Origin of the sequence: Gemmatimonas sp. (genome assembly GCF_046594945.1) — a bacterium.
GTDB lineage: Bacteria > Gemmatimonadota > Gemmatimonadetes > Gemmatimonadales > Gemmatimonadaceae > Gemmatimonas.
Window position 1 is genome coordinate 21,267 of record NZ_JBKJRB010000004.1, and the last position, 8,735, is coordinate 30,001.

The following is an 8,735-nucleotide window of genomic DNA, read 5'->3' on the forward strand; positions in this document are numbered from 1 at the left end:
GCGCTGAGTCGACGGTCGCACGAGTGCAAGTCACGGCGGACCTACTGCACGAGATGGGTTTCGACCGGGTCACGATCTCGCTGCGTGACGCATCGATGAATCCGATCACGGTAGTGGAGGCGGGAGTGCCCGACCCGGCCCCGCTCACGGGACTCGCGCTCAAGCCGCTGCCGGGCGCGGTGTGGCGTCGTCGCCTGTCGCAACTGGAGCGGTTCCGCGTTGGCGACCTGCACTTGCTCGATGGCAGTGATGCCTGGGTGGCGCGCGAGTTCTTCGGCGCCGACGCCCAGCCGGCCGGCGACGGTCACACCTGGCTGCCGACAGACTTGATTGTCGCACTGCTGCGCGGAGCCGACGGCGACCTGCTCGGCATCGTGAAGCTGGCCCGTCCCCGCGATGGTCGTCGTCCCCGTGAAGTGGTGCGTCGCGACATCAGCGCGATCGCGCGCCATCTCGCGGCCCGCGTGGCCTACGATGCGCTGCGCCAGCTGGCCGAGCAGCGTCACGAGCGGCTGTTGCGCCTGCAGGAGGCCGGTGCGTCGCTCACGCGTTCGCTCGACGAGCACGAGATCATGCGTGAGCTCACCCGTCAAGTGCAGCGTGCCGTGCGCGCCGATGGCGTGGCCGTGCTGCTTCCCGATCTCGACGCCGACATCCTGACCACCGGTCTGCGGATCGTGCGCGGTGCCGAACGGGCCCGCGGACCGGTGCGCTTGGGTGAAGGCATTGTGGCCGAAGTCGCGCGCACCGGTCGTCCGGTCCGCGTGGGCGATCGCGACGCCGACCGCGCTCGTGAACGCGCCGGACTTGCCCCGCCGCTCTCGATGTACGACATCGTCGGCGAATCGGGTGCGGCGACGTCGGTGCTCGCCGTTCCGGTGCGCGTCGGCATTCGATTGCTGGGCGTGCTGGCGGTGCACTCTACGAACGCCGACGTCTACACGGCGGAAGACGAAGAGGTGCTGGCCACGATGGCGTCACAGGCCGCGACCGCGATCGCCAACGCCCGTCGATACGCCGAGAGCGAGCGCGAACGACGCACGACCGAGGCGCTGGCCGATGTGGCGCGCGCCGTCGGTGAGTCGCTGCGGCTCGGTGAAGTGCTGAGGCTCATCCTGCGTCATACCGTATCACTGCTCGGCGTCGAGGGCGCCTGTGTCGCGCTGCGGAACGGCGAGTATCTGCATATCGTGGCCGCCATTGGCAGCGCCGACGTGCTCAGTGGCGTGCATCTCCCGGTCACGGGCAGCGTCATCGGCCGCTCGGTGGTGTCGAACGAGCTGATCGTGCTGAATGAAGGGAGCACGGAAACCGCGCTCCATCGCATGGTGCAGCACTTGGCACCGATTCAGCGCATGGTGATCGCGCCACTAATTACCGGACGCGGCACGATCGGTTCGATCGCCGTGATGAATCGTGAGCGCGCGTTCGACCAGGAAGACGGTAAGGTGCTGCAGCGTCTCGCCGATCAGGTGGCGGTTGCCATCGTGAATGCGCGCCTGTTCGAGGAAGTCGAGAAGGCGACGCGCGAATGGAAGGTGGCCTTCGACAGTACGGCCAGTGGTATCGTGGTGCTCGAAGAATCGCTCACGGTGAGTCGCTGCAACTCGCGTGCAGCAGAGCTGTGCGGCACGACGATCCCCGAGTTGCTCGGTCGCCGGTTCCGCGATGCCCTGGTTGGGAGCAGTGCCACGCTCGATGCGAGCGCGGTCGACCGCTTCATCACCCGCGCGCTGGCGGAAGGGGTTCTCACCCGCGACATCGTACGCGACGACGCCACCGGACGGCTCTTCTCGCTCGTGGCGGCGCCGCACCCCGATGGCGGCTGTGTGATCACGTTCGACGACGTGACGGACTCACACCGGCTGGCCGAGCTGCATCGCAAAGTGCTCGACACCGTATCGGACGCGATCGTGATCACCGACCTCAATGGTCGCATCACGTTCGCGAATCCGGCGTCGCACATGCTCTTCCATCGACCGAATCTCGAAGGCGAGGCGGTCGCGAACCTCACGACGCCCGACTGGATCGAGAGCGTGCAGGCATTCGAGCGTCTCGCCCGTGAAGGCGAAGGGCAGCAGTACGAATGCGAGGTGTTGCGCGCCGATGGCGAGCGCCGCTTGGTGCGCGTGAGCTCGGCACCGCTGTTCGAACTGGGACAGGTCACGGGGACGGTGGCCTGTCTGCACGACATCACCGATCGCCGTGCCGAATCGCGCGCCCGCGAGCGATCCGAGTCGTTGAATATGCGCTTGGTGGAAGCGGCGACCGATGCGATCTGCACCTGCGATCTGAACGGCCTGTTCACCTCGGTGAACGCGGGGTTCCTGAACGAAGCCGGGGTGCAGCGCGAGGAGGTGCTGGGGCAGCACTTCTCCGTGATGGTGCACCCGGCCGATCGTGAAACGGCGACGACGTTGGTGGCTGATACGCTGGCCGGTCAGCGTCGGCGGTTGCAGATGCGCTTCATCGGCGTGAACGGCTTGCGGATGGGGATGATCACGACCGCGCCGATTCATGAACACGGCGAAGTCGTCGGTGCGCTCGGTATCATTCGCGACGTGACGAACGACGAGATCGCACGTGAGTCGAACGCGCAGCAGTCACGAATGGCGGCGGTAGGACAGTCGTTGAGTCGCGTGGCGAACGAACTGAACAACCCGTTGGCGAATCTGTTGGCAGTGGCCGAATTGCAGGCCAGGTCGACAACGATGCTCGCCCAGGATCGTCGTGCCATCGAAGAGATCTGCGAGCAGGCGCGTCGTGCGTCGCGGATCGTATCGCAGCTGCTCGACTCCACCGGCGAAGCACCACAGACCGCTGGCGAGCGCCAGGTAGTGGATCTGAACGCACTGGTCCGGCGCGCGATCGACCTGCACGGGTACGGGTTTCGCGAGCATGGTATCGACGTCGAGTTCGCCGCAGCGCATGATCTTCCGCCAATCTCCGGCGATGCGATCCAGCTTCAACAGGCGCTGTCGAATCTGCTGGTGAATGCCGAAGAGGCGCTGATCGGTCACGACGGTGAGCGACGCATCCGCGTGCACACGCGCGAAGGCGTGAAGGGTGTGGAGGTTCAAGTCAACGATACCGGACCCGGTATCACGTCGCATCATCTCCCGCGCATTCTCGAACCGATGTTCACGACGCGGACCGAGCACGGCCACCGCGGACTCGGTCTCACGATTGCGAACGCCATCGTGCGAGATCACGGCGGGATGCTCGATGCGCAGTCGCGCGCGGGTAGCGGGGCAGCGTTCACGCTCTCATTTCCGGCCTCGACGGCGTCGCCAACGGAGCGGCTAACAACGCGGCCAACGACGCGGCTAGCGACGCGGCCAACGACAACCGAGCACACCGGAACCGCCGGAGCGGCGCCGGTGGCGACGCGGTCGCTGCTGCTGATCGAAGACGAGGCCACGCTGCGGAGTGCCATCAGTCGGTTTCTGCGCAACACGGGCTACGTGGTGGATGTGGCGGAGGGTGGATCCGACGCGCTCGACCTGCTGGCGGACCGTTCGTACGATCTGATTCTGCTGGATCTCCGCATGAAGGGGCTCACCGGAGAACAGGTATACGAACTGATCGAGTCGCGGGATCCGGATCAGGCCCGTCGGGTGGTGTTCATGACCGGTGACTTGCACAGTGCGACCGCATCGCGGTTTATCCGCCTGACGGGTCGGCCGGTGCTGGCCAAGCCGTTCACGCTGCTCGAACTCGAGACACGCGTGGCCCAGCTGATCGAGGAGTCGCGTTAACTTTCCGGGATGACCCCCTGGGAGCAGCTCGGCCTGGCGATCGGACACGCCACCGACCACGACGGCGCCACCGGATGCAGCGTGATTCGCGGCATCCGCAGGCCATTTCGCTGTAGCGCGGCGCTGCTCGGACGCGCGAGTGGCACGCGCGAGCTGGCCACCTGCGACGCCGACCATCTGGTCGATCGTACGGACGCCGTTCTGCTCACGGGTGGTTCGGCCTACGGGCTCGATGCCGCGGCCGGTGTGATGCGGTGGATGGAAGAGCGCGGTCGCGGCTTCCCGGTCGGTGGCGGCGTGGTGCCGATCGTGCCCACGGCGGTCATCTTTGATCTGGCTCCGCTTGGCCGATTCGATGCCCGTCCAACCGCCGAGATGGCATACACGGCCTGCGATCAGGCGTCCGCGACGTCGATCGCGGAAGGCAGCATCGGGGCCGGCACCGGCGCACTGGTGGGCAAGGCGGTGGGGCCTTCCGCTGCCATGAAAGGTGGCGTCGGCATCGGAGTGGCCGAAGGCGGCGGGGTGTTGGCGGCGGCCTTCGCGGTGGTGAATGCGTTCGGCGACGTGCGCGATGAACAGGGTCGTATCATTGCCGGCGCGCGTGATGGACACGGTGGTTTCCTCGACGCCGTGCGCTTACTGCGTGGACAAGATGCGCCGGCCGAGTTCGCGTTGATGGCCTCGGTCCGACGCAACACAACGTTGGTGTTCGTGGCGGTCAGTATGCCGCTCACCAAGGCGCAGTTGTCACAGTTGGCCAGGGCGACAACGGCGGCCATGCATCACCGGATCACGCCGTGCGGCACGTCATTCGACGGCGACGTACTGTTCGCGGCATCACCACTGGACGCGATCCCCGGATTCGCCGACGCCGACAGCGTGCCATTGGCGCGTATCGAAGCGGTGGCCGGCGCGGCGGTGGAGCGCGCGATCGAGCGTGGAGTGGTGACCGCACACGGTCGCGATGGCATCCCCGGTGTGGCCGACACACGCGCCAGTGCGTCGTGATGCGCCAATTCCCCCTCTGCTGAGAGTCCTTTGTTGGGCACTGCACTAACGCTCTCCACCGCCGACCGATTCACGGTCCGTTCGGCGATCGCGCCGCTGTTGGGCGATGCGCGTATCTCCGCGCCGCTCACGTCGCAGCTCCTGGCCGGCGAAGTCCTGCAGCTGGTGGACGGACGCGGCGACTGGCTGCGCGTGCGCGGCGCCGATGACTATGAGGGATGGACCCACGTGGGATATCTGATGCCGTTCACGGGCACCGAAGCCACGTGGCGTATCTCGCTGGGCTGTGTCACGCGCGACGCTTACGGATTCCGACGCGCGCTGCCACTCGGTGCACGCGTGGCGCCGGGGCTGGAGCTGGTAAACGGGGAGGTGATCGATGCGACGGCGCGCGCCGCACAATTCCCGCGCGACCGTGACGCTATCGTGCGCAGCGCCCTCTCGCTGTTTACCGGCGCCAGCTACCAGTGGGGCGGCGTCACGCCGTGGGGCGTGGACTGCTCGGGCTTCGTGCAACGGATCTTCGCGCTGCACGGCGTCCCGCTGCGTCGCGACGCGTGGCAGCAAGCCGAGGATACGATGCTGGTGACGGACGACGTGACGGCGGAACACGCACCCGGGGATCTGTTGTTCTTCTCCGATCGAGACGACCGGCGCATCACGCACGTCGGCATCGCGACCGGCGACGGCCGCCTGGTCCACAGTTCCCTCGCGCGCGGAGGGATACATGTGGAAGACGAGTTGCCGGCGCGGCTGAAGGAACAGCGCAGTGGCGTACGAAGAGCGGTCTGATTGGACTGCGAACAGCGCTAGGAATGAACGGCGCTAGGAATGAACGGCGCTAGGAATAAGAAGCGGAACAACGAACCGCGCGCGCAGTTTGCTGTTCCGCCGTTCATTCCTAGCGCCCCTTATTCCTAGCGCCGTTTATTCCTAGCGCCGTTTATTCCTAGCGCCCCTCATTCCGAGCGCCCCTAGTCAGTTTTCAAGACACCATGCCTGCTGCCGCCCCCGGAACTATCGGCTGCCCTTTTACGTGCAGCAGCGCTTCTCCGCGCTTTTCGTCGCGCAGTTCCACGATCATGCGATAGTCACCCGTGAGATCGAGTGGCAAATCGAGCTGCACGATCACCGGCATGTCGAGTTCCGTAGTGCCAGGGGGTGGCGGGGCGATGGAGAGCTCGGCGTTCGACACCCAGAGCTCGGCGCCGCGCGGGTTCACCCAGCGTAGCGTCATCGGATGATCGCCGGCGTCACTGGGCGCGGCCTTGATGCGCACCACAAACGTGGCGCGTGGGTGCAGGGCCGGGAGCTGACCCACATGGACGGCGTCGAATACGCCCAGGATGTTGAGCTTCCCTTCCTGGGAGATGTTCGCGGCGTCGGCAAAGAGCGCAAAGGAAACATGCATGTGTGGAAGCTACCGGTCCCGCGCCGGGGATTCCACCCGCTGCGCGCGAGTCGCTGTCGAGGTGTCTAGATTTCAGGGATTATGACATCACCCCAGACTCCACACGCGGCATCCCGTCCGGGCTTCGGGACCACCGACCTCGGACTCGTGTTCATGTCGCTCATCTGGGGGATCAACTACAGCGTCGTGAAGGCGGGATTGCGTACGCTCTCGCCGTTGACGTTCAACGGGCTGCGGGTCGCGATGGCAGCGATCGTGCTGTTCGTCATTGCGGCATTCGTGCGCGACACCAAGCTCCCGTCACGACGCGACATCATCACGCTGGCGCTGCTGGGTCTGATCGGCAACGGGGTCTACCAGCTGTTCTTCATCTTTGGCATGTCGCGTACGCGCGCCGGGGTGGCAGCGCTGGTGGTGGCGGCCGGACCGGCGTGGATCGCGATCATTTCGCGGATGCTCGGACGTGAGCATCTGCCGTTGCGCGGATGGAGCGGCATTGGCTTGCAACTGCTGGGCGTCGCCTGTGTGGTGGGCAGCGCGCAGGGCTTCGAGGGAGGGCGCGACGTGATGCTGGGGGCGGGACTGATTGCGCTCGGCAGTATCGCGTGGGCCACTTTCAGCGTGCTGCTGCAGCCCTACACCAAGACGACGCATCCGCTGCATCTGTCGGCGATCACCATGGCCAGCGGTGCGCTGGTGTTGGTGTCGATTGCACTGCCTGACCTGATCGCACTCGATTGGGGCGCGGTGTCGCTGGGAGAGTGGGGGGCGGTGACGTACGCCGGCATCGGTGCGCTGGTGGTGGCGTATCTGCTGTTCTATCGCGGGGTACGCGTACTCGGCGCCACCCGCACCGCCATGTACGGCAACTTGCAGCCGATCGTCGCAATCGCCTTCGCCTGGCTCATGCTTGGCGAGCAGCCCACGATGTGGCAGCTGCTGGGCGCGGCGCTCATCATGGCGGGGCTCCTGCTGTCGCGTACGGCGCATGCGACACCCATGGCTGCACGCTCCGCTGCTGTTTCATCCTCAGTCCAGACCTCGTGAAGCTCGTTCTGTTTGATATCGACGGTACACTGCTCTGGTCCGACGGCGCCGGCCGCCGCGCCATGGAAAACGCTCTGCTGCGCGTATTCGGGACGACCGGTGACACGCGCTACCGCTACGACGGCAAGACCGATCGCCAAATCGCGCGTGAACAGATGCGCGAAGCGGGCTTTACCGACGCGATCATCTCCAGTCGGCTCGACGACCTGCTCAACGAGTACGTGCACGGACTCGATGAGGAGCTCACGCGTGAAGGGACCACCCCGGCGCGTCTGTGCGACGGTATTCCACCGCTGCTCGATGCACTGCGCGGTCACGACGGGGTGACGCTGGGACTGCTCACGGGCAACATCGAGCGCGGCGCGCGCGCCAAGCTCAAGGCGGTGCAGGTCGATTTCGCACAGTTCCGCGCGAACGCATTCGGGTGCGATCACGAAGAGCGTCACGAGTTGCCGGCCGTCGCTCAGCGACGTGCGCTCGACCTGCTGGGACTCGACATCGCGGGTGATCGGATGGTCATCATCGGCGACACGCCGGCCGATATTCACTGTGGGCGCGCGCTGGGCGTGCGTGCGATCGGGGTGGCCACCGGACGGTACAGCACCGACGATCTGGCGATGCACCATCCGGCGGCGGTGTTCACGACTCTCACGGATACGGACGCCGTTGTGTCGGCGATCCTCGCCTGATGACGTCGGTCATCACGTCAGTGATCACGGCGCAGGCGCGCGTCGTCGGCATCGTACAGGGCCGCGAGATCGATACGTCGGCCCGGGTGACGATCGATCAGGAGACGCTTGTGTTGGCGTGGCAGGATGCGACGCCATGGCGCTTGTCGCTCAGCGGTATCGATGGGATCGCCGGCGGCCCGTCGTCGCTCACGGTGTACCTCGTGAGCAACGATGTGCTCGAACTGAGTGGTGACGAACAGCTTCGACCGCTCGGATTGCAGCTCCTCGATCGCGCCTGCGCGGTGCCGGAGCTCACGCGAGGACTCAAGTCACTTGGCTCGTCGCGGGGCACGCCCGCCGCCGCGCACGATCGCTGGTTCGCGCCACTGCTGGCCGCGCGACGGTCGGTGGAAGGTATAAGCGATCCCGCGCGTCAGGTCATGCTGCTCGACGCGGCCACGCTGGTGAAGGAAATCGAGCGGGCCATCAGCGAGATCGCCGCCACGAAAGCTCCTGGCGATGTCGCGGAGCAACGTGCCGTGGAAGCGGCGCTCGAGGAAGAAGCAGAGACGGTGTTCACCGCCATTGCGATCATGGGGCTGGCGGGGGATGCGTTGCGGGGCGGTGCACTCGACACGCGCATTGCCGACTGGCGGCGGTGGGTGGAGACGATCCGCGGCGTCTTCGCCGCCGCCGATGATGCGTGGACCGGCATCGCCGCCGAGCTACGGTAGCCCGCTACGGTAGTAAGCTACGGCAGCTCGCGGCGGCAGCTCGCGGCGGCAGCTCGCGGCGGCAGCTCGCGGCGGCAGCGCGGCGCGGCAGGTCCCGCCGGGA

Annotated in this window: 7 protein-coding genes; 6 read left to right on the forward strand and 1 reads right to left on the reverse strand. The window is 66.3% G+C overall.

Translation table 11 applies throughout. The features are described from left to right. The first annotated feature begins 23 nt into the window (after window positions 1–23). The 3 genes from ACLL97_RS00400 to ACLL97_RS00410 are packed head-to-tail and all read left to right on the forward strand — an operon-like array spanning window position 24 to window position 5,561. Window positions 24–3,758 carry a PAS domain S-box protein gene (locus ACLL97_RS00400; protein ID WP_411278491.1) on the forward strand — a complete coding sequence of 1,245 codons (3,735 nt, stop codon included), beginning with the start codon at window positions 24–26 and terminating at the stop codon, window positions 3,756–3,758. Window positions 3,759–3,767: 9 nt separating this feature from the next. After that, window positions 3,768–4,769, forward strand: coding sequence for a P1 family peptidase (locus ACLL97_RS00405; RefSeq protein ID WP_411278492.1), 1,002 nt, complete (start codon window positions 3,768–3,770; stop codon window positions 4,767–4,769). A gap of 33 nt (window positions 4,770–4,802) precedes the next feature. Continuing rightward, a complete protein-coding gene (locus tag ACLL97_RS00410) occupies window positions 4,803–5,561 on the forward strand; it encodes a C40 family peptidase (protein ID WP_411278493.1) in 759 nt (252 codons plus the stop codon). Window positions 5,562–5,754: 193 nt separating this feature from the next. On the opposite strand, the gene ACLL97_RS00415 is transcribed toward ACLL97_RS00410, so the two are convergent. Beyond that, window positions 5,755–6,180, reverse strand: coding sequence for a DUF6941 family protein (locus ACLL97_RS00415; protein ID WP_411278494.1), 426 nt, complete (start codon window positions 6,178–6,180; stop codon window positions 5,755–5,757). A gap of 81 nt (window positions 6,181–6,261) precedes the next feature. On the opposite strand from ACLL97_RS00415, the gene ACLL97_RS00420 reads away from it, so the two are divergent. The 3 genes from ACLL97_RS00420 to ACLL97_RS00430 are packed head-to-tail and all read left to right on the forward strand — an operon-like array spanning window position 6,262 to window position 8,632. Beyond that, window positions 6,262–7,227, forward strand: coding sequence for a DMT family transporter (locus ACLL97_RS00420; RefSeq protein ID WP_411278495.1), 966 nt, complete (start codon window positions 6,262–6,264; stop codon window positions 7,225–7,227). After that, entirely contained in the window at window positions 7,224–7,916 is a 693-nt protein-coding gene (locus tag ACLL97_RS00425; protein WP_411278496.1) for an HAD family hydrolase, read from the forward strand. Before ACLL97_RS00420 ends, ACLL97_RS00425 begins: the two co-directional genes overlap by 4 nt. Beyond that, window positions 7,916–8,632 (forward strand): hypothetical protein, encoded by a 717-nt coding sequence (locus ACLL97_RS00430; protein WP_411278497.1) that lies wholly within the window; start codon window positions 7,916–7,918, stop codon window positions 8,630–8,632. The genes ACLL97_RS00425 and ACLL97_RS00430 overlap by 1 nt, the downstream gene beginning before the upstream one ends. Window positions 8,633–8,735: the final 103 nt, after the last annotated feature.

Excerpts from the sequence above, each read along its gene's own strand:
- ACLL97_RS00420 (WP_411278495.1), top strand. The coding sequence starts at position 6,262 with ATGACATCACCCCAGACTCCACACGCGGCATCCCGTCCGGGCTTCGGG.
- ACLL97_RS00430 (WP_411278497.1), top strand. The coding sequence starts at position 7,916 with ATGACGTCGGTCATCACGTCAGTGATCACGGCGCAGGCGCGCGTCGTC.
- ACLL97_RS00415 (WP_411278494.1), bottom strand. The coding sequence starts at position 6,180 with ATGCATGTTTCCTTTGCGCTCTTTGCCGACGCCGCGAACATCTCCCAG.
- ACLL97_RS00405 (WP_411278492.1), top strand. The coding sequence starts at position 3,768 with ATGACCCCCTGGGAGCAGCTCGGCCTGGCGATCGGACACGCCACCGAC.